Source organism: Streptomyces sp. NPDC007872 (assembly GCF_042868165.1).
GTDB lineage: Bacteria > Actinomycetota > Actinomycetes > Streptomycetales > Streptomycetaceae > Streptomyces.
In genome coordinates this window covers 956,760-981,368 of record NZ_JBIAEA010000001.1, presented here as the reverse complement: position 1 = coordinate 981,368, position 24,609 = coordinate 956,760, and the positions used below count along the sequence as shown (strand labels likewise).

The window sequence follows — 24,609 nt, the reverse complement described above, 5'->3', positions numbered from 1 at the left end:
CTCGGTACGGCCCCTCCGTACGGCCCCGGGGCCCGGTCGGCTCGGTCCCCGGCCGGCTCGGTCCCGGCCGGCTCAGTCCCGGCCGGCGAGCGTCGCTTCGAGCCGGGTCACGTACCGGGCCTCGGCCTCCTTGCGCACGGCGGCGAAGCGGCGGTCGACGAGGAGGACCGGCAGCATCCAGAGGTAGCCCCACGGGCTGAAGGCCCCGGCGATCCCCGCCTGCCGGAGCAGTTGGTTGGTGACCAGGGCGAGGCAGCCGGAGAGCACCCAGATCGCCCCGCGGTGGCGCCCGAGGAAGCGCACCGGAGCGTTCCGGGGGCCCGCGAGCGCCTCGGCGGTCGCGGCCCGCACGGCCGCCGCGCGGTCGGTGGGGTCGGCGGCCTCGGCGGCGCGGACGGCGGCGGCGCCGTCGGCGAGGTCGTCGGCGAGGGCCCGGGCCTGCTCCTGCGTCCGCCCGGCGGCGAGTCTCCCCTCGGCGGCGGCCATCCGCAGGTCCTCCCAGTAGCCCCGGCGGGCCCAGCGCTCGGCGGCGGCGAGCCGGTCGGCCTCGGCGGAGTCGGGGGCCAGTTCCTTCAGGCGCCGGGAGAGCTCGACGGCGCGGGCGGCACGGCCCGGGTGGTCGAAACCGTCGGCGCGCAGGCACAGTTCGGCGTAGCCGGCGAGGAGCCCGAGGTGGTCGCGTTCGAGGGCGAGACCGGCGCGGAAGGCCTCCTCGGCGAGGTCGTCGTGGTCGTCCTCGGCGGCGTGCCCGAGGGCGAGCCAGCAGTAGAGGTCGGCCTGCGGGCCGAGGGCGTCGAGCCCCTCCTGCGCGGCCCGGCGCACGGCCGCGTTGCCGCCCGCCAGGAAGAGCTGTTCGCAGCGGGTCCCATAGGTGTCGAGCGTGGTCATGCGGTCCCCTCCGTGCACACCCCGGTGCGGGGCCGGGAAAGTCTCCGGCCTGCGGCTTCGTCCGGTCAAGGCGGTTCCGGGAAGCGGTCCGGAGGAGCGGCCGGAGACGGGCCGGAGACGCAGTCGGAGAAGGGCCGGAGGCGCGGCCGGAAGCGGGCCGGAGGAACAGCCGGCGGGAGGCCGGAGGCGCGGCCGGAAAACCGGGTGAACGGTGTCAGTGGTGAACCGTAAGGTCGGACCTGATGCCCGAGAACCCCGTACCCCCAGCAAGCGCCCCCGACCGGTCGGCGGTGCGCGTCCTGCTCCGCCTGTGGCCGTACGTACGTCCCGTGCGGGGGCGGCTGTTCACGGCCGCCTTCGTCGCGATAGTGGCCTCCTGTCTGTCGCTCGTCATCCCGCTCGTCCTGAAGTGGCTGGTGGACGGGCCCGTCGCGGACCGGGACCCCGGGGGCGTGTGGCTCGGGGCGCTGTACCTGCTGCTGCTCGGGATCGCGGAGGCGGTGCTCTTCGGCTTCCGGCGCTGGCTGGTGGCGCGGCCGCTCGCCGGGGTGGAGGCGCGGATGCGGTCGGACCTGTACGGCAGGCTCCAGCGGCTGCCGATCGCCTTCCACGACCGGTGGGCGTCGGGTCAGCTCCTGTCGCGCGGGACGACGGACCTGATGCTGGTGCGGATGTTCCTCGCCTTCCCGCTGACCTTCCTCCTGGTCAACGGCGTGACGATCCTCGCCGGGTACGTGCTGCTGCTCTCCCAGGACTGGTCCCTCGGCCTGGTGCTGCTGACCCCGGTGCTGCCGCTCGTGGTCGTCTGCTCGCTCTTCGAGGGCCGGTACGGCCGGGTGGCGCGCAGGGCCCAGGACCAGGTGGGCGACCTGACGACGGTCGTGGAGGAGAGCGTCCTCGGCATCCGGATCGTCAAGGGCTTCGGCCGGCACCGCAGCCAGGCGCGGGCCTTCCGCGAGCTCTCCGAGCACCTGCGGGGCACGGAACTGGTCAAGGCGCGGCTCCTCGCCATGATCTGGGCGGTCATCACGGTCGTACCGGAACTGGCCATCGGGGCGGCGCTCGTCCTCGGCACGGTGCAGGTCGCGGACGGGGACCTGTCGGCGGGCACGCTCGTCGCGTTCCTGTCGACGGCGCTGGCGCTGCGCTGGCCGGTCGAGTCGATCGGCTTCCTGCTCGCGATGAGCCAGGAGGCGGCGACGGCGACGGAGCGGTACTTCGAGGTGATGGACGCCGAGGAGGAACCGGAGACGGCCGCCGCCCCGGAGGCGCCGCGGACCGGCGGCCCGGACGGGGTCCGCTTCGAGAACGTCACCTTCCGCTACCCGGACGCCCCGGAGGGCGTCCCTCCGGTCCTGGACGGCGTCGACCTGCACATCCGCCCCGGCGAGACGCTGGCCCTGGTCGGCGGGACGGGCTCCGGGAAGACGACGCTCACCGCCCTCGTACCGCGCCTGCACGAGACGACGGGCGGCCGGATCCTCCTCGACGGCGAGGACATCGCGCGGATGGAGCGCCGCCGCCTGCGCTCCCTGGTGTCGGTGGCCTTCGAGGAACCCACCCTGTTCTCGGCCTCCGTCGGCGAGAACGTGCTGATGGGGGCCGACGACGCGGCGGGCGGGCCGGAGCTGCGGCGCGCCCTCGCCGTGGCCCAGGCGGACGGCTTCGTGGAGCGGTTGCCCGAGGCCGCCGCGACCCAGGTCGGCGAGCAGGGCCTGAGCCTGTCGGGCGGCCAGCGGCAGCGGCTCGCCCTGGCCCGCGCGGTGGTCGGCCGCCCCCGCTTCCTGGTCCTGGACGACCCCCTCTCGGCCCTCGACGTGCACACGGAGGCGCGGGTGGAGGCGGCCCTGCGGGAGGTGCTGCGGGAGACGACGGCCCTGGTGGTGGCGCACCGCCCGTCGACGGTGATGCTGGCCGACCGGGTCGCGCTGCTGTCCGGGGGCCGGATCGCCGCCGTGGGCACCCACCAGGAACTGCTGCGGAGCAACGAGGAGTACGCCTGGCTGATGTCGGGCGAGAAGGAACGGCGATGACGGACACCACGCTCACGAAACCGCCCGTCCCCGCGCCGGACGAGCCGGACCCCTTCGACCGCGACGACCTGCCCGCTCCCCCGGGGGCGACGGGCGCCCTGCTCCGCTCCCTCCTGTCCGCGCACCGCGCGCGGGTCGCGGTCGCCGCGCTCGTCCTCCTGGTCAAGGAGGCCGCGGTCCAGGCGGGCCCGCTGCTCGTGGCGTACGCCATCGACCGCGGCGTCCCGGCCTTTCGCGCGGGCGACCACGGCCCGGTGATCGCCGTGGGCCTCGGCTACCTCCTCTGCGCGGCCCTCTCGGGCATCCTCCAGTACGCCTTCGTCCGGGGAGCGGCCCGGATCAACCAGGACGTCCTCCTGGACCTGCGCGGCCGGATCTTCCGCCACGCGCAGATCCTCAGCGTCGACTTCCACGAGCGCTACACCTCGGGCCGGCTGATCTCCCGCTCCACCACGGACGTGGAGTCCTTGCGCGAGCTGCTCTCGGAGGGCCTCCAGGAGCTGATCGGCGTGGTCCTCTCCTTCCTTTCGATCACCCTGGTCCTGCTCTGGCTGGACCTGGGCATCGGCGCGGTGGCGACGGCGTCCTTCGTCCCCCTCTACCTCCTGGTGCAGCTCTACCGCCGCCGGGCGGGCCGGGTGTACGGCGAGCGCTCCACCGCGATCGCGGGCGTGATCGTGAAGTTCGCGGAGACGATGAACGGCATCCGCCCGGTCAGGGCGTTCCGCCGGGAGAAGACCAACGACGCGGAGTTCGGCACGCTCAACCGCCGCCACGAACGAAGCAACGGCGACGCGCTCCTCGAAATGGCCCGCTACGTCGTGGGCTCGCGTCTGGTGGCGAACACGGCGGTGGCCGGAATGTGCCTCTGGGGCGCGTACCGGGTCGCGGAGGGCTCCCTGGAACTGGGCGTCCTGGCGGCGGCCGTCCTCTACATGCGGCGCCTGTACGACCCGATCGACCGCCTGGGCATGTTCCTCAACTCGTACGAGTCGGCGGCGGCGTCCCTCACCAAGATCGCGGGCCTCCTGGCCCAGGAACCGGGCGTCCCGGAGACGACGGCGCCCCGGGAACTCCCCCACCGCGAGGGCTCTCCGGGCCGGGAGGTGGTCTTCGACGCCGTGCGGTTCGCGTACCGCACGGGGGGCGAGGTCCTGCCCGCCTTCGACCTGAGGATCCCGGCGGGCCGGACGGTGGCGGTGGTGGGCGCCACGGGCGCGGGCAAGTCGACCCTGGCAAAGCTCCTGGCGCGCTTCTACGACCCGACGGAGGGCCGGGTCCTCCTCGACGGCGTCGACCTCCGCGATCTCACCACCCCCGACCTCCGGCGCGGAGTCGTCATGGTCACCCAGGAGGCGTTCCTCTTCTCGGGCACGGTGGCGGAGAACATCGCGATCGGCCGCCCGGACGCGACGCGCGCGGAGATCGAGGAGGCGGCGAGGGCGATCGGCGCCCACGACTTCATCGCCGGCCTCCCCGACGGCTACGACACGGACGTGCGCAAGCGCGGCGGCCGGATCTCGGCGGGCCAGCGCCAACTGGTCGCCTTCGCCCGCGCCCTCCTGGCGGACCCGGCGGTCCTGATCCTGGACGAGGCGACGAGCTCGCTCGACGTGCCCGGTGAACGGGCGGTCCAGCAGGCCATGGACACGGTCCTGAAGGGCCGTACGGCGGTGGTCATCGCCCACCGCCTGTCGACGGTCGAGGTGGCGGACCGGGTCCTGGTGATGGAGTCGGGCCGGATCGTCGAGGACGGCCCCCCGTCTGCCCTGGTGACGGGAGACGGCCACTACGCGGGCCTGCACCAGGCGTGGCGGGACAGCCTGGTGGGCTGAGGAGGGCCCCACGGCCGCGAGCACACCCTCCGACGCGAACGGGGGTCGTGTTCGGGCCGCGGGGCTTGATGGGGGGCGCACGAGAACCGGTCACTCCGCCGGGACCCGCACGCGCCGTACATCACGCGGTCCCGAGCGCGGCCCCCGGAGCGCCCCCCACGCCCCCGAAAAACCGGAGTACGCCCCACCGCCCAACTCCCACGGGCGAAAACGCGCCTCCGGCCGAACACCACCCCACGTCCACCCCACAGTTCACGAAACGTCCGCTTAACGAACGCGCCCGTACCAGCAGCGGACGATTTCTGGCCAACTTGCATCCGCACTCCTGACAGGTCCCCGTCATCCCTGTCACTCTCTCCCCGGCTCCCCGAACGAAAGTCCGGAGACCGACGAACGTGCTCAACCGCTCTCCTTGCTCTGCCCGACGGACTCACCCAGGCCCGCCGGTACCCCCCTCGCAAAAGGAGTCCGCGTGAGATCCACGCCCAGCCGTCGCGCCACCGCGACCGGTGCCCTGATAGCCGCCGCCGCCATGATCGCCGTGAGCGTCCAGACGGGCGCCGCCACCGCGGCGGACACCCCGTTCGGCGTCGCGCCCAAGGCCCAGCAGGGCACGTCGGCGAACCCGGGCAAGCTCCCGGCCGACCTCACCCCCGCCCAGCGCACCGCGCTGATCAAGGCGGCCGACGCCGACAAGGCCGCCACGGCCAAGTCCCTCGGCCTCGGCGCCCAGGAGAAGCTGGTCGTCCGCGACGTCGTCCAGGACCGCGACGGCACGACCCACACCCGCTACGAGCGGACCTACGCCGGTCTGCCCGTGCTCGGCGGCGACCTGGTCGTCGAGGAGTCCAAGGCCGGCGTCCGGCAGGGCGTCACCAAGGCGGTCCGCACGGAGCTGAAGAACGTCGACACGACCGCCGAGGTCGCCCCGGCGGCCGCCGAGAAGCAGGCCGTCGGCCTCGCCCGGGCGGACGGCTCCGACAAGGCCGCCGCGAGCCGTGCCCCGCGCAAGGTGGTCTGGCTCGCCGGGGGCACCCCGGTCCTCGCGTACGAGACCGTCGTCGGCGGCCTCCAGCACGACGGCACCCCGAACGAGCTGCACGTCGTCACCGACGCCAAGTCGGGCGCGAAGCTCTACGAGTGGCAGGCCATCGAGACCGGCACCGGCAACACGCAGTACAGCGGCCAGGTGACGCTCGGCACCGCGCCCTCGTACTCGCTGACGGACACCGGCCGCGGCAACCACAAGACGTACAACCTCAACGGCGGCAGCTCCGGCACGGGAACGCTGTTCACCAACACCACCGACGTGTGGGGCAACGGCAACCCGTCCAACAAGGAGACCGCGGGCGCCGACGCGCACTACGGCGCCGCGCTCACCTGGGACTACTACAAGAACGTGCACGGCCGCACCGGCATCCGCGGTGACGGCGTCGGCGCGTACTCCCGGGTCCACTACGGCAACGCGTACGTCAACGCCTTCTGGCAGGACTCCTGCTTCTGCATGACGTACGGCGACGGCGCGGGCAACACCAAGCCGCTGACCTCCATCGACGTGGCCGCGCACGAGATGACGCACGGCGTCACCTCCAACACCGCCGGCCTGGTCTACAGCGGCGAGTCCGGCGGCCTCAACGAGGCCACCTCGGACATCTTCGCGGCGGCCGTCGAGTTCTACGCCAACAACGCGTCCGACCAGGGCGACTACCTCGTCGGCGAGAAGATCGACATCCGCGGCAACGGCACCCCGCTGCGCTACATGGACAAGCCGAGCAAGGACGGCTCGTCCAAGGACGCCTGGTACTCGGGCATCGGCTCGATCGACGTCCACTACTCCTCGGGCCCGGCGAACCACTGGTTCTACCTGCTCTCCGAGGGCAGCGGCACCAAGACGATCAACGGCGTGAGCTACGACTCCCCGACCTCGGACGGCCTGCCCGTCACGGGCATCGGCCGGGACAAGGCCGCGCTGATCTGGTTCAAGGCGCTCACCACCAAGTTCGGCTCCAACACCAACTACGCCGCCGCCCGCACGGGCACGGTCGACGTGGCCAAGGCGCTCTACGGCGCCACCAGCCCCGAGGTGACGGCCGTCGAGAACGCCTGGGCCGCGATCAACGTCGGCGCCCGTCCCGGTGGCGGCAACCCCGGTGGCAAGGTCTTCGAGAACACCGCCGACGTGTCCATCCCGGACAACGGCGCCGCGGTCACCTCGACGGTCAACGTCACCGGCGTCACCGGCAACGCCCCGAGCAACCTCTCGGTCGGCGTGGACATCGTCCACACCTACCGCGGTGACCTCGTGGTCGACCTCGTCGCCCCCGACGGCTCCGTCTACAGCCTGAGCAACCGCTCCGGCGGCAGCGCCGACAACATCGTCCAGACCTTCACCGTCAACGCCTCCTCCGAGGTCGCCAACGGCGCCTGGAAGCTCCGCGTCCAGGACAAGGCCTCGGCCGACACCGGCTACATCAACGCCTTCAAGCTGACCTTCCCGTAAGGCCACGACGAAGTGACGGACGCCCCGGGGGCAACGCCCCCGGGGCGTCCGTGCGTCCTCCGCGGGGTGGAACGCGTGATCAGGGTGCCGCCGTTCGATCTGCGTCCCGCGTCCCGTCGCGGGCGGCTTCTGCGAACCGTGGCGCCCGGGGGAGCAAGGCACCACGGTTCAGGGCGCCCGCCCCGCCCCTACCGCAACAACACCCCCGCCCCCTCCCCCGTCGTCTCCTCCGGCAGGGCCGCCAGGCCCAGCTCGGTCGGGTGGGCGAGGAGGGGGTGGGTGGGCAGGACGCGGACGGTGCAGCCGAAGGAGCCCGTGCGGTCGAGTTCCAGGGTGCCCGCGTACGGGAGGCGGCCCTCCAGGTCGGGACCGCCCGCCGGCTTGAGGGCGACCGTGCGGGGGGCGGTGAGGGTGTCGTCGGCGTCGACCCGGCCGGTGACGGCCTGGACCTCGACGTCGTCGGGGGTGAGGGTGCCGAGGGCGACCCGGACGCGGACGACCGGGGTGGCGCCCAGCTCCGCGTCGGCCACGTCGTCCGCGAGGCCGTCGCCGACCTCGACGCGGTCGACGGTCACCTTGGGCCAGGCCTCCCGGACCCGGGCCTTCCAGGCGGCGAGCTCGCGGGCCCGGTCCGGGGCGAGCGCCCGGCGGGCGGTGGCGGCCGGGGCGTAGAGCCGCTCGACGTACTCGCGGACCATGCGGTCGGCGAGGACCTTGGGGCCGAGGTCGGCGAGGGTGCGCCGGACCATCGCCGTCCAGCCGGACGGGACGCCGTCCGGGCCCCGGTCGTAGAAGCGGGGGGCGACCCGGCGCTCGATCAGCTCGTAGAGGGCGGCGGCCTCCAGGTCGTCGCGGCGCTCCTCGTCGGCGGCGGCCGCGCCGTCGGCGGTGGGGATGGCCCAGCCGAAGTCGGGCTCGAACCACTCGTCCCACCAGCCGTCGAGGACGGAGAGGTTGAGGCAGCCGTTGAGGGCGGCCTTCATGCCGCTGGTGCCGCAGGCCTCCAGGGGGCGCAGGGGGTTGTTGAGCCAGACGTCGCAGCCGGGGTAGAGGCCGCGGGCCATCGCCATGCCGTAGTCGGGCAGAAAGACGATCCGGTGCCGGACCCGGGGGTCGTCGGCGAAGCGGACGAGCTCCTGCACGAGCCGCTTGCCGCCGTCGTCGGCGGGGTGGGCCTTGCCGGCGACGACGAGCTGCACGGGCCGCTCGGGGTGGAGCAGCAGCGACCGCAGCCGGTCCTTGTCGCGCAGCATCAGGGTGAGCCGCTTGTACGAGGGGACGCGGCGGGCGAAGCCGATGGTGAGGACGTCGGGGTCGAGGACGGAGTCGGTCCAGCCGAGTTCGGCGGCGGCCGCGCCGCGCTGCCGCCAGGAGGCCCGCAGCCGGTCCCGTACGTCGGCGACGAGCCGCTCGCGCAGGGTGCGGCGCAGGTCCCACAGCTCCCGGTCGCTCGCGTCGGGGCCGAGCGGGCCGACCTCGGGGGCGACCCAGGTGGGGGCGTGGACGCCGTTGGTGATGGAGGTGATGGGCACCTCTTCGGGGTCGAATCCCGGCCATAGTCCGGCGAACATGGCGCGGCTGACGGCGCCGTGGAGGGTGGAGACGCCGTTGGCGCGCTGGGCGAGGCGCAGACCCATGGCGGCCATGTTGAAGACGCCGGGTTCGCCGCCGAGGGGGGTCTCGTCGCCGAGGGCGAGGACGCGGCCGGTGTCGACGCCGGGCAGGGCGCCGCCCTCGCCGAGGTGGCGGGCGACCAGGGCGCGGTCGAAGCGGTCGATGCCGGCCGGGACGGGGGTGTGGGTGGTGAAGACGGTGCCGGCCCGGACGGTCTCCAGGGCGCTGTCGAAGTCGAGCCCCTCGCCCTGGAGTTCACGGATGCGTTCGAGGCCGAGGAAGCCGGCGTGGCCCTCGTTGGTGTGGAAGACCTCAGGGACGGGGTGGCCGGTGAGCCGGGTGTACGCGCGGACGGCGCGGACGCCGCCGATGCCGAGGAGCATCTCCTGGAGGAGCCGGTGCTCGCTGCCGCCGCCGTAGAGACGGTCGGTGACTCCGCGCTCGCCGGGTGCGTTCTCCTCGACGTCGGAGTCGAGCATGAGCAGCGGGACGCGGCCGACCTGGGCGGTCCACAGGTGGGCGTGCAGGCTGCGGCCGCCGGGCAGGGCGAGGGTGACGCGGGCGGGGGTGCCGTCGGGCTCGCGGAGCAGGGTGACGGGCAGCTCGCCGGGGTCGAGGACGGGGTACTGCTCCTGCTGCCAGCCGTCCCTGCCGAGGGACTGGCGGAAGTAGCCGTGCCGGTAGAGCAGCCCGACGCCGATCAGGGGGACGCCGAGGTCGCTGGCGGCCTTGAGGTGGTCGCCGGCGAGGATGCCGAGGCCGCCGGAGTACTGGGGCAGGGCCGCGGCGACGCCGAACTCGGGCGAGAAGTAGGCGACGGCGGCGGGCAGGTCGCCGGACTGCTCCTGGTACCAGCGGGGGGCGTGCAGATAGGCGTCGAGGTCCTCGGCGGCGGCGCGGAGCCGGGCCAGGAAGTCCTGGTCGGCGGCGAGCGCGGCGAGCCGGGGGGCTTCGAGGGAGCCGAGGATCCGGACGGGGTCGGTGCCGGTGCCGGGCGGGGTGCCCGGACCGGGGGTGCCGAGGGAGTCGAAGAGGGCCCGGGTGGGCTCGTGCCAGGACCAGCGCAGGTTGCGCGCCAGGTCGGCGAGGGGTCGAAGGGTGTCGGGGAGGACGGGGCGCACGGTGAATCGACGGATTGCCTTCACGTGTTCCACCTTCGCAGGCGAGTACGGACCGGAGCGGACGCACCACGCTGTGTGTCCGGCATGCCGCTCCGATGGTAGCCCCGACCGGATCGGAGCAACGGGAACCGACGGGTACGGAAAGCCCTGTGACGGACCGGGCGGGAGCAACGTCCTGATGCCACAGGGGCGGTGACGGCCTCGTGTCCGACTTCAACCCTGGCCCGATTTGCTACGACCGGGTAGTTAACAAAGCGCCGGATTGCCCGAGGGTGCACCATGGGAAGGCTCCTCCGGTAACGCCCGGCACGCGCCCCTTCCTGACCCCCTTTCACCCCCTCGGTTCGGCCGTCCGGGTGAACGCGGACGGGAGAGGGCACGCCCCCGGCCCGCCGGCCGTCGGCGGAGCTAGAAAGAGCGCACCACCACCCGCACCCCCGTAACCCGTCAGGTGATGCTGTGAATCCGCTCATGGGACGCATTCCCGTACTGGACGTCCGCCCACTGGTCGACTGCGGCCGGCGCCCCGCGAAGGCGGTGGCCGGAGAGACCTTCGAGGTGACGGCGACCGTCTTCCGCGAGGGACACGACGCGGTCGCCGCCAATGTCGTGCTGCGCGGCCCGTCGGGCCGTCCCGGCCCCTGGATCCCGATGCGCGAACTGGCCCCGGGCACCGACCGGTGGGGGGCCGAGGTCACCCCGGACGCCGAGGGCTCCTGGACGTACGCCGTGGAGGCCTGGAGCGATCCGATCGCGACCTGGCGGCACGCGGCGAGGATCAAGATCCCGGCCGGGATCGACTCCGAACTGGTCCTCGCCGAGGGGGCCGAGCTGCACGAGCGGGCGGCGAAGGGCGTCCCGAAGAAGGGCGGCGGCCGGGAGGCCGTGCTCGCGGTGGCGGACACGCTGCGCGACCCGTCCCGCCCCGCCGCCGTGCGGCTCGCGGCGGCCCTGGCCCCCCGGGCGGTGGAGGTCCTGGACCGCCATCCGCTGCGCGAACTGCTCACCTCCTCGCCGAAGTTCCCCCTCCAGGTGGAGCGGGAGCGGGCCCTGTACGGCTCGTGGTACGAGTTCTTCCCGCGCTCCGAGGGGGCGCGGACGGTCGGGGGGCGCACGGTCCCGGGGAACTTCCGCACGGCCGCCGAGCGGCTGCCGGCGGTGGCGGCGATGGGCTTCGACGTGGTGTACCTGCCGCCGGTGCACCCGATCGGCGAGACCCACCGCAAGGGGCCGAACAACTCCCTGTCGGCGTCGCCGAGCGACGTGGGGGTGCCGTGGGCGATCGGTTCGCCGGAGGGCGGGCACGACGCGCTCCACCCCGACCTGGGCACCTTCGAGGACTTCGACGCCTTCGTGGCGCGGGCCCGGGAGCTGCGCCTGGAGATCGCGCTCGACTTCGCGCTCCAGTGCTCGCCGGACCACCCGTGGGTGGAGAAGCACCCGGACTGGTTCCACCACCGCCCCGACGGCTCGATCGCGTACGCGGAGAACCCGCCGAAGAAGTACCAGGACATCTATCCCATCGCGTTCGACAAGGACATGGACGGGATCGTCGAGGAGACCGTGCGGGTGCTGCGGCACTGGATGGACCACGGGATCCGGATCTTCCGCGTCGACAACCCGCACACCAAGCCGGTGGTGTTCTGGGAGCGGGTCATCGGGGAGGTCAACAAGAGCGATCCGGACGTGATCTTCCTGGCGGAGGCGTTCACCCGGCCCGCGATGATGCGGACCCTGGGCGCGATCGGCTTCCAGCAGTCGTACACGTACTTCACCTGGCGCAACACCAAGGAGGAGCTGACGGAGTACCTGACGGAGCTGTCCCGGGAGACGGCCGCGCAGATGCGGCCGAACTTCTGGGTGAACACCCCGGACATCCTGCCCGGCCTCCTCCAGAAGGGCGGCCGGCCCGCGTTCGAGGCGCGGGCGGTCCTCGCGGCGACGCTCTCGCCGTCCTGGGGCATGTACGCCGGGTACGAGCTGTGCGAGAACACCCCGCTGCGGGAGGGCGGCGAGGAGTACCTGGACTCGGAGAAGTACGAACTGCGGCCCCGTGACTGGGAGTCGGCGGAGCGCGCGGGGCGGACGATCACCCCGCTGATCACGAACCTGAACCGGATCAGGCGCCGCCACCCGGCCCTGCGCCGACTGCGGAACCTGACCTTCCACGAGGCGGACAACCCGCAGGTGATCGCGTACAGCAAGCGCTCCGGTTCGAACACCGTTCTGGTGGTCGTCAACCTCGACCCGCACCACACCCAGGAGGCGACGGTCTCGTTGAACATGCCGGAACTCGGCCTGGACTGGCACGAGACCGCACCGGTGCGCGACGAGCTCACCGGCGACACCTATCACTGGGGCAGGTCCAACTACGTGCGCCTGGAACCGGGCGTCGCGCCCGCCCACGTGCTGGCCCTGCGACCGTCCCCGCAGACCGGAGGGTCACCCACCTCATGACTGTCAACGAGCCCGTCCCCGACAAGTTCGAGGACACCCCCGCCAAGGACCGCGATCCCGAGTGGTTCAAGCGGGCCGTCTTCTACGAGGTCCTGGTCCGTTCCTTCCAGGACAGCAACGGCGACGGCGTCGGCGACCTGAAGGGCATCACGTCCAAGCTGGACTACCTCCAGTGGCTGGGCGTGGACTGCCTCTGGCTGCCGCCGTTCTTCAAGTCCCCGCTGCGCGACGGAGGTTACGACGTCGCCGACTATACGTCCGTGCTCCCGGAGTTCGGCGACCTCGCCGACTTCGTGGAGTTCGTGGACGCGGCCCACCAGCGCGGCATGCGCGTGGTCATCGACTTCGTCATGAACCACACCAGCGACCAGCACATGTGGTTCCAGGAGTCGCGGCGCGATCCGGACGGGCCGTACGGCGACTACTACGTCTGGGCCGACGACGACAAGCAGTACCCGGACGCCCGGATCATCTTCGTCGACACGGAGACCTCCAACTGGACCTTCGACCCGGTGCGCAAGCAGTACTACTGGCACCGGTTCTTCTCGCACCAGCCGGACCTCAACTACGAGAACCCGGCGGTGCAGAAGGAGATCCTGTCCGCGCTGAAGTTCTGGCTGGACCTGGGGATCGACGGCTTCCGGCTCGACGCGGTGCCGTACCTGTACCAGGAGGAGGGGACCAACTGCGAGAACCTCCCGGCCACCCACGCCTTCCTGAAGCGGGTCCGCAAGGAGATCGACGACCACTACCCGGACACGGTGCTGCTCGCCGAGGCCAACCAGTGGCCGGAGGACGTCGTCGACTACTTCGGCGACTTCCGGTCGGGCGGCGACGAGTGCCACATGGCCTTCCACTTCCCGGTCATGCCGCGGATCTTCATGGCCGTGCGGCGCGAGTCCCGCTACCCGGTCTCGGAGATCCTGGCGAAGACGCCGGCGATCCCGTCCGGCTGCCAGTGGGGCATCTTCCTGCGCAACCACGACGAGCTGACGCTCGAGATGGTCACGGACGAAGAGCGCGACTACATGTACGCGGAGTACGCCAAGGACCCGCGGATGCGGGCCAACATCGGCATCCGGCGCCGACTCGCCCCGCTCCTGGACAACGACCGCAACCAGATGGAGCTGTTCACCGCGCTGCTCTTCTCGCTGCCGGGCTCGCCGGTGCTGTACTACGGCGACGAGATCGGCATGGGCGACAACATCTGGCTGGGCGACCGGGACGGGGTGCGGACCCCGATGCAGTGGACGCCCGACCGGAACGCCGGCTTCTCCTCCTGCGACCCGGGCAGGCTCTACCTTCCGGCCATCATGGACCCGGTCCACGGCTACCAGGTGACCAACGTCGAGGCGGGCATGGCCTCGCCCTCGTCGCTGCTGCACTGGACGAAGCGGATGATCGAGATCCGGAAGCAGAACCGGGCCTTCGGCACGGGGACGTACACGGAACTCCCGGCGTCCAATCCGGCGGTGCTCGCGTTCCTGCGCGAGGACGGCGACGACCTGGTCCTCTGCGTGAACAACTTCTCGCGGTTCGCGCAGCCGACCGAGCTGGACCTGCGGCGCTTCGCGGGCCTGCACCCCATGGAGCTGATCGGTGGCGTGAAGTTTCCTGCCATCGGTCAACTCCCGTACCTCCTGACCCTGGCGGGACACGGGTTCTACTGGTTCCGCCTCAAGAAGGACTGAGACCGCGACGGTTCGGCCACGTCCGCGGCGGGGCGGTTTCGCCCGTCCCGCCGGGGGCACTGTGAACGACAGCACGATTCAGGTCCATACGGGCCTTCTTCCCGGGCCCGTACGGATCTTCCCTTTCCGACACGTCCCGCACATCCGGACAGTCCAAGCCGCCATCCGGGACACTCTGCGCATTTGAACGTATACGAACGCCAACTGCGCGCCCCGGGGAAAGGACGCGATGCCATGCCGGAGACCGCATCCGACACCCGGGCCCCGGACGCCCTCCTTCCGTCCCTCGCCCCCCTGCTCCACGAATGGCTGCCACGGCAGCGCTGGTTCGCGGGCAAGGGCCGCCGGGTCACCGGATTCACACTGGACGCGGCCACGGAGCTGCTGCCGCTGGACGGCCCGGGGCCCGGCCTCCTCCATCTGCTCGTACGAGTCGAACAGCCGGGCCGCCCGGCCGGTTCGCCCTCCGACTGCTACCAACTGCTCCTGGGCGTAAGGACCCAGCTCCCGCCCCGCCTCGCCCCCGCCCTGATCGGGCGGATCCGGCAGGGGCCGCTCGCCGGGCGGGCCGTCTACGAAGGGCTGCGCGACCCGCGGCTCGCCGGGCTCCTCTACGAGCGGCTGCGCACCCCGGGCCGGACCGGTCCGCTGCGCTTCCACGCCACCACCGCCCTGCCGGCCGCGCTCGCGCCCCGCGTGCTCGACGCCGAGCAGTCCAACTCCTCGCTCGTCTACGGCGACGCGTACATCCTGAAGATCTTCCGGCGGGTCAGTCCCGGCGCCAACCCCGACCTGGAGCTGCCGCTGGCGCTCAGCCGGGCCGGCTGCGCCCGGGTGCCCGCGCCGGTCGCCTGGTTCGAGTCGGGGGCCGCGACCCTCGGCGTCCTCCAGCCCTATCTGCGGGACTCCCGCGACGGCTGGCGGCTCGCGCTCGACGCGCTGGCCGACGGGCGGGAGTTCACCGGCGAGGCGCGGGACCTCGGACGCGCCACGGCCGAGGTGCACCTGGCGCTCGCCGGGGCGCTGCCGACGCGGCGGCTCGGCAAGGCCGAGGCCGAGCTGCTCGCCGACGCGATGGACCGGCGGCTGCACGCGGCGGCGCAGGCCGTGCCCGCGCTGCTGCCGCACGTGCCGGGGCTGCGGGCCGTCTTCGCGGCGGCGAGCGGCGCCGCCGGGGCGGGTGCGCTCCAGCGCATCCACGGCGACCTGCACCTCGGGCAGACCCTGCGGGGTTCCGACGGGGCCTGGGCGGTGATCGACTTCGAGGGCGAGCCCGCGAAGCCGCTGGACGAGCGGCGCAGCCCCCAGCCCACGGTCCGGGACGTCGCCGGGATGCTCCGCTCCTTCGACTACGCGGCCCGCACCCACCGGCCGTGGAACGCCGACTGGGCGGCCCGCTGTCGCGACGCCTTCTGCACCGGCTACGCGGAGGCGGCGGGCGCCGACCCCCGCTCGGACCCGGCGCTGCTGCGCGCCTACGAGACCGACAAGGCGGTGTACGAGGTCGTCTACGAGGCCCGGCACCGGCCGGACTGGCTGCCGGTGCCGATGGCGGCGATCGAACGGCTGGCGGCGATCCCGTGAGTACCCCGTTCGGAGCAGCGGGCCCGTCCCGCGGGCCCCGTCCCACCCGCGAGAACCCCCACCGGCCCCGTTCGGCCGAGTGTCCCGGGGTCCCCGCGGCCCGTTCCACAAGCGTGTTCCCCACGAATCCCCCCTTTCCCTCTCCCGTCCTCCAGGAGGCATCCCCGTGACCGCCCGATCCGCAGGAAAGACGTCCACAGCCAAGAAGGCGCCCGCGTCGGCCACTGCCAAGAAGGCGTCCGCGGCGGACCTGCTCGCCGTGCGGAAGGAGCCGGCGCCGGAGCGGCCCGCCGTGCGGAAGGCGCCACCGCTCGACCCGGGCGACCGGGCCCGGCTGCTCGCCGGGGAGCACCACGACCCGCACGGGGTGCTCGGCGCGCACCCGGTGCGCGGCGGGGTGGTGGTGCGGGTGCTGCGCCCGTACGCCCGGGAGGTCGCCGTCCTCGTCAAGGGCCGCCGGATCGTCCTCCACGACGACGGGGACGGGCTCTTCTCCGGGCTGCTGCCGCTGCTGCGGAAGGTGCCGGCGTACGAGCTGCGGGTGCGGTACGACGAAGGCGCCGAAGGTACGGAGCTGGAGGTGCAGGACCCGTACCGCTTCCTGCCCTCGCTCGGCGACCTCGACCTGCACCTGATCGGCGAGGGCCGGCACGAGGAGCTGTGGAAGGCGCTCGGCTCCCGGATCATGACGCACGAGGGCGTGACCGGCACCCGGTTCGCGGTCTGGGCGCCGAACGCGCGCGGGGTGCGGCTCACCGGCGCGTTCACGTACTGGGGCACGGGCCTGCCGATGCGCTCGCTCGGCTCGACGGGCGTGTGGGAGCTGTTCGTGCCCGGCCTCGGCGAGGGCACGGTCTACAAGTACGACATCGCCCGGCCCGACGGCTCGCACACGCTGCGGGCGGACCCGATGGCCCGGCGGACCGAGTGCCCGCCGAACACCGCGTCGATCGTCACCGAGTCGCACCACGCGTGGAGCGACGGCGAGTGGATGGAGCGGCGGGGCTCCCGCCCGGCCCACGAGGCCCCGCTGTCGGTGTACGAGGTGCACCTGGCGTCCTGGCGGCCGGGGCTCACCTACCGCGAGCTGGCCGAGCAGTTGCCCGCGTACGTGCGCGACCTCGGTTTCACGCACGTGGAGTTCATGCCGGTCGCCGAGCACCCCTTCGGCGGCTCGTGGGGCTACCAGGTGACGGGCTTCTACGCGCCGACGGCCCGGCTGGGCACCCCGGACGACTTCAAGTACCTGGTGGACGCGCTGCACCGGGCGGGGATCGGGGTCCTGATGGACTGGGTCCCGGCGCACTTCCCGAAGGACGACTGGGCGCTCGCGGAGTTCGACGGGCGGCCGCTGTACGAGCACGAGGACCCGCGCCGGTCGCACCACCCGGACTGGGGGACCCTGGAGTTCGACTACGGCCGCAAGGAGGTGCGGAACTTCCTGGTCGCCAACGCCGTGTACTGGTGCCAGGAGTTCCACATCGACGGCCTGCGGGTGGACGCGGTCGCCTCGATGCTCTACCTGGACTACTCGCGCGAGCACGGCGAGTGGGTGCCGAACGAGTTCGGGGGCCGGGAGAACCCGGACGCGGTGGCGTTCCTCCAGGAGATGAACGCGACCGTGTACCGGCGCTGCCCGGGGATCGTGACCTTCGCGGAGGAGTCCACGGCCTGGGACGGGGTGACGCGGCCGACGGACCAGGTGGGTCCGGGCGGCTTCGGCGGCCTCGGCTTCGGCATGAAGTGGAACATGGGCTGGATGCACGACTCCCTGGAGTACGTGCAGAAGGAGCCGGTGCACCGCAAGTACCACCACAACGAGATGACGTTCTCGATGGTGTACGCGTACAGCGAGAACTACATCCTGCCGATCTCGCACGACGAGGTCGTGCACGGCAAGCGGTCGCTGGTGTCGAAGATGCCGGGCGACTGGTGGCAGCAGCGGGCCAACCACCGCGCCTACCTGGGCTACATGTGGGCCCACCCCGGCAAGCAACTCCTGTACATGGGGCAGGAGTTCGCGCAGGGCGGGGAGTGGTCGGCGGACCAGGGGCCGGACTGGTGGCTGCTCGACCCGGCGTACGGGGCGGCGGACGACCACCGGGGCGTGCAGAACCTGGTCCGCGACCTGAACGCGGTCTACACGGCGTCGCCGTCGCTGTGGGAACGGGACACCTCGCCCGAGGGGTTCGAGTGGGTGGTCGGGGACGCGGCCGACGACAACGTCTTCGCGTTCCTGCGCTTCGACGGGCTCGGCTCGCCGCTGCTCGCCGTGTCGAACTTCTCGCCGGTGGTGCGGCACGACTACCGGCTCGGGGTGCCGGACACCTTCGCGGCCTGGACGGAGGTGCTGAACACGGACGCGGGCCGCTACGGGGGCTCGGACGTGGTCGGCACCGACCCGGTGAAGACCGAGTCGGTGCCGTGGCACGGGCGGCCGTCCAGCGTGCGGATGACGCTGCCGCCGCTGGCGACGGTGTGGTTCAGGCCGGCTTGAAGGGCGCGGCGGGCGTGAGCCCCGGTCTCAGGCCGGCCTGATCACGCCGAGTCGCTGGGTGGCCCGGGTCAGCGCCACGTACAGGTCGTTCACGCCGTGCGGGGCGCCGGCCCGGATGCCGTCCGGGTCGACGACGAGGACCGTGTCGAACTCCAGGCCCTTGGCCTGCCGGGGGTCGAGCAGGACCACCGGCCGGGTGAGGTCGGGGGCCGGGCCGTGGTCGGCGTCCGGGAGGGCGGCGGCCAGGGCGGGATGCAGCTCCGGCGGGGCGATCACGGCGAGCCGTCCGTCGGGGCGCCGCTCGGCGGCCACCGCGTCGGCGGCCTCCTTCACCGGGTCCTCGACCGTGCGGTCCCAGGGCTCGACCCCGGTCGAGCGGACCGAGCCGGGCGGCTCGAAGCCGGGGTCGTCCGCGCGTCGCACCTCGGCGGCGACGGCCATGATCTCGGCGGGGGTGCGGTAGTTGACGCCGAGCCGGACCAGGTCCCAGCGGTCCTCCACGTACGGGCCGAGAACGTCCTGCCAGGCGCCGACGCCGGCCGGGTCGCCGGTCTGGGCGGGGTCCCCGACCAGGGTCATGGAGCGGGTGGGGCTGCGGCGCATCAGGAGCCGCCAGGCCATCGCGGAGAGCTCCTGTGCCTCGTCGACGATGATGTGCCCGAAGGCCCAGGTGCGGTCGGCGGCGGCCCGTTCGGCGGCGGTGCGGTGGTCGGCCTCCTCGTGCCGCTCGGCGAACCGCTCGGCGTCGATGATGTCGTGGGCGGAGAGGACCTCGGAGGCGTCCTTGTCCTGCTCCTCCTTGTCCTCGAACTCGTAGGTGCGGGAGGCGTAGGAGACGTCGAGGACGCCCTGCGCGTACTGGATCCGCTTCTGCCGCTCGGCCTCCTGGGCGGCCCGGGCCGCCGAGTCGTCCTCGCCGAGCAGCTCGGCGGCCTCGTCGAGCAGGGGCACGTCGGCGGGGGTCCACGCGTCGCCCTCGCGCCGGATCGCGGCGGCGTCGGCGTCGGGCAGGTGGGTGGGGTCGGCGAGGTAGCCGGCGAGGAACTCCTGCGGGGTGAGGGCGGGCCAGAGGGTGTCGAGGGCGGCGTACACCTCGGCGTTCGCGGCGATGCCCTTGGCGAGCAGGGCGATGTCGTCGGGGCCGAGGAAGTTGGGGCCGCCGTAGGGGTCGGCGCCGATCCGGTCGGCGAGCTGCTCGGCGAGGGCGTCGAGGATCCGGAAGACGAAGTAGGGGCGGGCGAGGTTGTGCGGGAGGGCGGTCTCGCGGGCCTTGTGGCGGGCCTCCAGGGCCATGTCCCAGTCGACGACCAGGTCGCCGTCCTCGTGGGGGACGACGAGGGGCTCGCCGCGCTCGGGGACCCGCTGGTGGTCCCGTACGGCGGCGGCGAGGGCGTCGGCCATGGCGGCGGAGCCCTTGACGGCGGCGGCGCGCGGGGTGTCGGTGCCGGTGGCGCGGACGCCCGGGAAGAGCTCGGCGGGGGTGGCGAGGAGGACGCCGGTCTCGCCGAGGGAGGGCAGGACGTTGCCGATGTAGCCGAGGAAGGCGGGGTTGGGGCCGACGATGAGGACGGCCCGGCGGGCGAGCTGCTCGCGGTGGGCGTAGAGGAGGTACGCGGCGCGGTGCAGGGCGACGGCGGTCTTGCCGGTGCCGGGGCCGCCCTCGACGACGAGGACGCCGCGGTGCGGGGAGCGGATGATGGCGTCCTGCTCGGCCTGGATGGTCTGCACGATGTCGTGCATGCGGCCGGTGCGGGCGGCGTCGAGCGAGGCGAGCAGCACCTCGTCGGCGTCCCGGCTCTCGTGGCCGGTGCGGGTGGCGTCGGCGAGGTCGAGGACCTCGTCGTGGAGGGCGGTGACCGTGCGGCCGGTGGTGCTGATGTGGCGGCGGCGGGAGAGGCCCATCGGCTCGTACCCGGTGGCGAGGTAGAAGGGGCGGGCGACCTCGGCGCGCCAGTCGACGACGAGGGGGGTGCGGTTCGGGTCGTCCTCGCGGATGCCGAGCCGTCCGATGTGGTGGTCGCGGCCGTCGCGGAAGACGAGCCGGCCGAAGCAGAGGCCGCTCTCCCCCGCGTTGAACGCGGCGAGCAGCCCGGACTGCTCGGCGACCATCACGTCCCGTTCGAGCCGGCCCTGGTTGCTGCCGGTGCCGGGGGTGCGCAGGGCGCGGTCGACGGCGGCCTCGGCCTGGTCCCTCAGGTCGTCGAGTCGGGTGTAGAGATCGGTGATGAATCGCTGTTCATTCCGAAATTCCTCGGTTGACAATTCGACTCCCGGCGCGATACAGTGCGTTTAGTGAACTTCTCCGTGTTACTGCTGTGCATAGACACGGAATCCATAAATATACGCGATGCAATACCCCGACTGTCAATTCTAGTCGGGGTATTTCTGTATGCACTGCGGGAAACCGGGGCCGGCCCGGTGGGGCCTAAGCCAGCACGTCCTCCAGCTCCTCCAGGAGGCGGCGCTTCGGGCGGGCGCCGACCAGGGACTTCACGGGCTCGCCGTCCCGGAAGACCATGAGGGTCGGAGTGGCGAGGACCCCGTACCTCACCGTGGTCCCGGGGTTGCGGTCCACGTCGACCTCGACGATCCGCAGGCGCGCGGCCTCCTCCTCGGCGAGCGCGCCGAGCACCGGCTTGAGCTGCCGGCACGGCCCGCACCACTCGGCGGTGAACTTCACCAGGACCGGCAGCCCGGAACCCAGCACCTCCGCGCCGAAGTCCGCGTCCGTCACCTCGGTCACGCCCGTCGTGTGCGTCGTCATGTCCGTCACTCCTCTTCCTCCGCGGTTTTCCCGGTGGCTTTCTCGATGGCTTTCCCCGTGGCCAGTTCGCAGCGGGGCTCCGGGCCGTGCGGCAGTTCCGCCTCGGCCCGCAGGAGCTGGGCGCCCACCTGGGCGCGTACCGCCCGGAGCTGTTCGATCAGCCCGTCCAGCTCGGCGACCTTGCGCCGGTAGACGGCGATCGACGCGGGGCACGCGTCCCCCGCCGGGTGCCCCGCGCGCAGGCAGTCGACGAACGGCCGCGTCTCCTCCAGCTCGAACCCGAAGTCCTGAAGGGTCCTGATCTGCTGGAGGAGCCGCAGGTCGTCCTCGTCGTACGTCCGGTGCCCCAGGTCCGTGCGCCGGGCGGTCAGGAGACCGCGCGACTCGTAGTACCGCAGGGTCCGCGGGGTGGTCCCGGCCCGCTCGGCCAGCTCTCCGATGCGCATGTCCCCGACGGTAGGCCTTGACGTCGGGGTCAGGGCAAGGGCCGGTGCTCCGGGGAGGTCGGCCGGCCGCGCGGCTCCCGTGACCCGCCGTAACCATGAAAGAGCAGGAGATCAGCGTTCCCGGCCCGCGCGGGTGGGGTACGCGTGAAGGCGGCCGGTCTCGTCCATCCCGGTAGGGCGTTCCTCGCGCGGCCCGCACTCGCCCGGGTCGGCGTGCCAGTACGCCGGGGCGTGAGCTCCTGTGGCGGCGCCGTCGGGGATCGGCTCGGCCTGGCCGGTGATCGGCCGACCGCAGTACGAGCAGCGCTTCACCGGGCTGCCTTCCTCTCCTGGGCCTTGTGGCACGGGCAGTCGCAGCGTTTCGGGGGGAACAACGAGGGTGGCGCCGACGTAGACCGGGCCGGTCTTGCACCACGCGTGCTCGCCGAACCGGCAATCGGGCCGGATGACTTGCCCAGTGGGTGCGGCAGCGCTCACCGTGCGGCCTCGGGGCGGTAGGCGTCCTCGACGGCCGCCCTCAGGGCGGTGACGTCCGTGAGCCAGGTATCGCCGGGGCAGATCCGCCAGAACGGCCCCGGCCCGGCCGTCCGCCGCGCGGGCGGTACGAGCACCTTCACGCCCACTCCGAGGACGGTGGTGTTCGTGATGTCCCACCCGGCCGCGGAGCCCGTCGGCACGAGCCAGTACAGGGCCCGGTCGTCCTCGATGACGGCGCCGGAGCTGGTGCCGAGGGTCGCCAGGGCGAGGAGACCGATACTGCGCGGGACGCGGACGGCGTCCCAGGCCCGGCCGGCGGGTTGCGCCGCGGTCGCGGCGCCGAGCTGTAGTGCGGGTGATGTCATCGCCGCCTCCGTTCGGTGGGGTTCATCGTCGCCACCGGACACGAACGCACGCGATGACTTTCACCGGACTTTCCCAGGCTGAGAACTGGACCTATGGCCACTCATGAGGGTCAACGCTGGTGTACGTAGCGACTTTTGGCGACACTGAAACACGCACCCGAGGAGGTGGGCCATGCCGAAACCCGGCAACACCAAGCTCGTCGCCGCGCGCGTCGCGGCCGGCTATCGCTCCCAAGAGGCGTTCGCCGCCGCCTTGGACGTCACCGTCCGACAGGTCGGCCGCTGGGAGTCCGCGAACCCGCCCTGGCCCCAGCCCCTCCACCAGGAACGCCTCACCCGGCTGCTCGGCCAGAGCCTCACCGACCTCGGCTTCACCCCGCCCACCGGCCGCGTCGAACCCTCCGCCCCACGCCCCGGACACCTCGCCGCCCCGCGCGGCACCGGGTCCGTCCCCTCACAGAGCCGCCCCGGCATCCATCCGGCGGCCGTGGCCGATCACTACACGAGCGCCGCCATCGCCCACCGGGGTCTGTACTGGACGGTCGCACCGTCCGCGCTTCACCCCTCGGTCCTCGCGCACGCCGGACTCGGTCACGTCCTCCTCCAGGAGACCGCCGGGGCGACCCGGCAGCGCATCGCCACCGCGCTCGCCGAGACCTACCTCCTCGCCGGACGGATCGAGTTCTTCGACGTGCAGCAGCCCGAGCGTGCCGCCGACACCTGGGTCCGCGCCCTCCAGGCCGCGGGCGAGGCCGACGACCCGCTGCTCGGTTCCGCGATCCTCGCGCACACCGCGTTCATCCCCGGGTGGCGGCAGCAGCACGACGAGGCCGCCGAGCGGATGACGGCCGCCCGCACGTACGCCCGCCGGGGCCCGGCGTCCGCACTGCACCTGGCGTGGCTCGACGCGGTGGAGGCCGAGTGCGAGACCCGCTGCGGCAACACGCGAACCGCCCTGCACCTGCTGCGGCACGCGCAGACCCTTCTCGCCGACGCCACCGGGCCGGGCGCCCCGGAGTGGCTGAACTGGTTCAGCCCCGCACGGCTGGCCGCGTTCAAGGGGAACACCGAACTGAAGGCCGGCCTCCTCCCACAGGCCCGCGACACCCTCCTCGGCGCCCTGGACTCGATCCCCTCCGGCGAGGACAAGCAGAAGTCCGTCATCCTCGGAGACCTGGCCGCCGTCGAGGCCGCGGCCAAGCGCCCCGAGGAGGCCTGTGCCTACGCGCTGCGAGCGCTCGCGCAGCTACGGGACACCTGGTACGCGACCGGCATGGAACGGGTCCGCGAGGTACGACGCGCCCTGATGCCGTGGCAGCACGAACCGTGCGTGCGTGACCTCGACGACCAGTTGTACGGGTGGGAGACGACCGTCAGCGCGCTCGTTCGTTGAACCGGGCGATCTCCTCCGGCAGTTCGGTGAGGCTCTCGACCCGGAAGGTCGGGAGCTTCTCCGCTTCCTCGGTCCGCCACTGGATCGTCGCCCACGGGCCGCGGCGCACGAGCGCGGTCTCCATCCCGGCCGCGACCGCGGGACGCAGGTCGTTGTCGACGCGGTCGCCGACGTAGAGGATCTCGTGGTTCTCGTACGGCACGACCTCGGCGACCCGTACGAAGAACTCGGGATCGGGCTTGCTGGCCCCCCAGTCGTCCGAGGTGCCGATCAGGTCGACGTCGTCGGTGAACAGCTCCCGCAGGATGCCGCCCGCGCGCACGGTCTGGTTCCCGGCGATCCCCAGCCACAGCCCGTCCGCGCGGAGTCGCGCGAGCGCCGGACGGACGTCGGGGTAGAGGTCGTCCTCACCGAAGTGCTCCGGCCGGCCGGCGGCCGCGCGGGCCTCACGCTGCTCGTAGAGGTCGAAGCCGGGCCGGAACTCCTGGAAGACGTCCCGGTAGTCGCGGCCCTGGGCGATGACGGCGCCGAACACGGCGGCGAAGGTGTGGCGGGGGACGCCTAGCCAGTCGGCCCAGGTGCCGTACTCCCGGGTCTCGTCCACCAGGCACTCGCCGACGTCGAAGACCACTGCGCGAATCGTCATGGGCCGGATCCTACGGACCGGGTGGATACACGTGGAGACACGGGTCACACTTGTCCGATCTCTGCGCTGTCGGTCTCACCCCTGTGGGCGGCCCCGTAAACGACCTCTGTTCAGGGGCCTCCGGGGCAGTCAGGATGATCGACATGCGATAGGGCGAGGTCGGGCAAGTCGTCGCACGACCAGGGCTCACCGTCGTACTGGAAATCATCGCTGTTCTCCCACGGTGGTTCCGGATCACCTACGGCCGGACTGAACGCCATGGCGGGCGAGCACACATCGCTTGGGTGTGCCCCTGAGC

13 protein-coding genes and 1 pseudogene are annotated in these 24,609 nt (G+C 72.6%); 7 read left to right on the top strand and 7 right to left on the bottom strand.

Annotation, left to right across the window (positions count from 1 at the left end; all coding sequences use genetic code 11):
* Nucleotides 1-72: 72 nt before the first annotated feature.
* Entirely contained in the window at nucleotides 73-888 is an 816-nt protein-coding gene (locus ACFYNX_RS03975) for a hypothetical protein (RefSeq protein ID WP_388657365.1), read from the bottom strand.
* A 310-nt stretch (nucleotides 889-1,198) separates the two neighbouring features.
* Here ACFYNX_RS03975 and ACFYNX_RS03970 point away from each other — a divergent pair.
* Nucleotides 1,199-4,756, top strand: a pseudogene (locus ACFYNX_RS03970) (ABC transporter ATP-binding protein); the annotation flags it as partial.
* Nucleotides 4,757-5,228: 472 nt separating this feature from the next.
* Nucleotides 5,229-7,256 carry a M4 family metallopeptidase gene (locus ACFYNX_RS03965; RefSeq protein WP_388657362.1) on the top strand — a complete coding sequence of 676 codons (2,028 nt, stop codon included), beginning with the start codon at nucleotides 5,229-5,231 and terminating at the stop codon, nucleotides 7,254-7,256.
* A 188-nt stretch (nucleotides 7,257-7,444) separates the two neighbouring features.
* On the opposite strand, the gene glgP is transcribed toward ACFYNX_RS03965, so the two are convergent.
* On the bottom strand, nucleotides 7,445-10,015 hold the full coding sequence (glgP, locus tag ACFYNX_RS03960; RefSeq protein ID WP_388657359.1) for an alpha-glucan family phosphorylase: 2,571 nt from the start codon (nucleotides 10,013-10,015) through the stop codon (nucleotides 7,445-7,447).
* Nucleotides 10,016-10,462: 447 nt separating this feature from the next.
* Between glgP and ACFYNX_RS03955 the strand changes: the two genes are divergently transcribed.
* From ACFYNX_RS03955 to glgB, 4 genes are all read left to right on the top strand, one after another.
* Nucleotides 10,463-12,448: an alpha-1,4-glucan--maltose-1-phosphate maltosyltransferase gene (locus ACFYNX_RS03955; RefSeq protein ID WP_388657356.1), complete on the top strand. Its 1,986-nt coding sequence runs from the start codon at nucleotides 10,463-10,465 to the stop codon at nucleotides 12,446-12,448.
* A complete protein-coding gene (treS, locus tag ACFYNX_RS03950; RefSeq protein ID WP_365541501.1) occupies nucleotides 12,445-14,139 on the top strand; it encodes a maltose alpha-D-glucosyltransferase in 1,695 nt (564 codons plus the stop codon). Before ACFYNX_RS03955 ends, treS begins: the two co-directional genes overlap by 4 nt.
* Before the next feature lie 234 nt (nucleotides 14,140-14,373).
* A complete protein-coding gene (locus ACFYNX_RS03945) occupies nucleotides 14,374-15,723 on the top strand; it encodes a maltokinase (protein ID WP_125667673.1) in 1,350 nt (449 codons plus the stop codon).
* 166 nt (nucleotides 15,724-15,889) lie between these two features.
* The gene (gene glgB, locus ACFYNX_RS03940) at nucleotides 15,890-18,220 is read left to right on the top strand and encodes a 1,4-alpha-glucan branching enzyme (protein WP_388657352.1); all 2,331 of its coding nucleotides are present in this window, start codon (nucleotides 15,890-15,892) and stop codon (nucleotides 18,218-18,220) included.
* A 27-nt stretch (nucleotides 18,221-18,247) separates the two neighbouring features.
* On the opposite strand, the gene ACFYNX_RS03935 is transcribed toward glgB, so the two are convergent.
* The 4 genes from ACFYNX_RS03935 to ACFYNX_RS03920 all read right to left on the bottom strand — a co-directional run bounded on the left by ACFYNX_RS03935 (nucleotide 18,248) and on the right by ACFYNX_RS03920 (nucleotide 22,272).
* Complete coding sequence (locus ACFYNX_RS03935; protein WP_388657349.1) at nucleotides 18,248-20,482, bottom strand: HelD family protein; 2,235 nt, start codon at nucleotides 20,480-20,482, stop codon at nucleotides 18,248-18,250.
* Nucleotides 20,483-20,645: 163 nt separating this feature from the next.
* Complete coding sequence (locus ACFYNX_RS03930) at nucleotides 20,646-20,984, bottom strand: thioredoxin family protein (protein WP_388657346.1); 339 nt, start codon at nucleotides 20,982-20,984, stop codon at nucleotides 20,646-20,648.
* Nucleotides 20,985-20,989: 5 nt separating this feature from the next.
* Nucleotides 20,990-21,430 (bottom strand): MerR family transcriptional regulator, encoded by a 441-nt coding sequence (locus tag ACFYNX_RS03925; protein ID WP_365541495.1) that lies wholly within the window; start codon nucleotides 21,428-21,430, stop codon nucleotides 20,990-20,992.
* A gap of 473 nt (nucleotides 21,431-21,903) precedes the next feature.
* On the bottom strand, nucleotides 21,904-22,272 hold the full coding sequence (locus ACFYNX_RS03920; RefSeq protein ID WP_388657343.1) for a hypothetical protein: 369 nt from the start codon (nucleotides 22,270-22,272) through the stop codon (nucleotides 21,904-21,906).
* Between the two features lie 172 nt (nucleotides 22,273-22,444).
* Here ACFYNX_RS03920 and ACFYNX_RS03915 point away from each other — a divergent pair, with 172 nt between their 5' ends.
* Nucleotides 22,445-23,665 carry a multiprotein-bridging factor 1 family protein gene (locus tag ACFYNX_RS03915; RefSeq protein WP_388657340.1) on the top strand — a complete coding sequence of 407 codons (1,221 nt, stop codon included), beginning with the start codon at nucleotides 22,445-22,447 and terminating at the stop codon, nucleotides 23,663-23,665.
* On the opposite strand, the gene ACFYNX_RS03910 is transcribed toward ACFYNX_RS03915, so the two are convergent.
* Nucleotides 23,646-24,311: an HAD family hydrolase gene (locus ACFYNX_RS03910; protein WP_388657337.1), complete on the bottom strand. Its 666-nt coding sequence runs from the start codon at nucleotides 24,309-24,311 to the stop codon at nucleotides 23,646-23,648. The two genes, ACFYNX_RS03915 and ACFYNX_RS03910, sit on opposite strands and share 20 nt — an antisense overlap.
* Nucleotides 24,312-24,609: the final 298 nt, after the last annotated feature.